Source organism: Mesorhizobium sp. M1A.F.Ca.IN.022.07.1.1, from assembly GCF_003997575.1.
In the GTDB taxonomy this organism is placed as follows: Bacteria; Pseudomonadota; Alphaproteobacteria; order Rhizobiales; family Rhizobiaceae; genus Mesorhizobium.
In genome coordinates this window covers 1-616 of the sequence record NZ_RZST01000716.1, presented here as the reverse complement: position 1 = coordinate 616, position 616 = coordinate 1, and the positions used below count along the sequence as shown (strand labels likewise).

The window sequence follows — 616 nt, the reverse complement described above, 5'->3', positions numbered from 1 at the left end:
CCGCCGCGAAGGCGCCGAGCGGCACGCCGATGCCCATGCCGATGCCGACCGCCACCAGCGCTACCGCGATCGAGTTGCGTGCGCCGACCATGATCATCGAAAGGATGTCGCGACCGAAATGGTCGGTGCCGAACCAATGCGTCCACGAGGGCGCCTGCGTCTTGTCTGCGATGACCAGCTTGGTGACGTCGTAGGGCGTCCATGCAAAGGAGAGCAGCGCAATCGCGGCCACCAGCAGCGTGATGGCGAAGCCGATCAGAAAAGAGCGGTTGCCGAAGGCTTTGGCCAGAACCCCGGCAAGCGTTTCCTCGGGCAGGTCGACGCGCATTATCATTGCCGGCCCCTGAGCCGCGGATCGACAACGGCGTAGGAGAAGTCGACCAGCAGATTGACGGCGATCACGGCGGCGACCAGCAGCATGACGACGCTCTCGACGACGATCAGGTCGCGCTGGGTGATGGCTTGGAAAACCAGCCGTCCAAGCCCCGGCAGATAGAAGACATTCTCGATGATGATGGTGCCGGCAAGCAGGAACGCGAATTGCAGGCCGAGAATGGTGAGCACCGGGATCATGGCGTTGCGCAGCGCGTGGCGCCAGAGCACGGCGCGGTAGGGC

General features: G+C 64.1%; 1 protein-coding gene and 1 pseudogene. Both read right to left on the bottom strand.

What is annotated here, in order from left to right; translation table 11 throughout:
- Positions 1-334: pseudogene (locus EOA75_RS33590) on the bottom strand (ABC transporter permease); the annotation flags it as partial.
- On the bottom strand, positions 331-616 hold a 286-nt coding region (locus tag EOA75_RS33585; protein ID WP_164747793.1), incomplete at its 5' end, for an ABC transporter permease. The gene EOA75_RS33585 and the pseudogene EOA75_RS33590, both read right to left, overlap by 4 nt.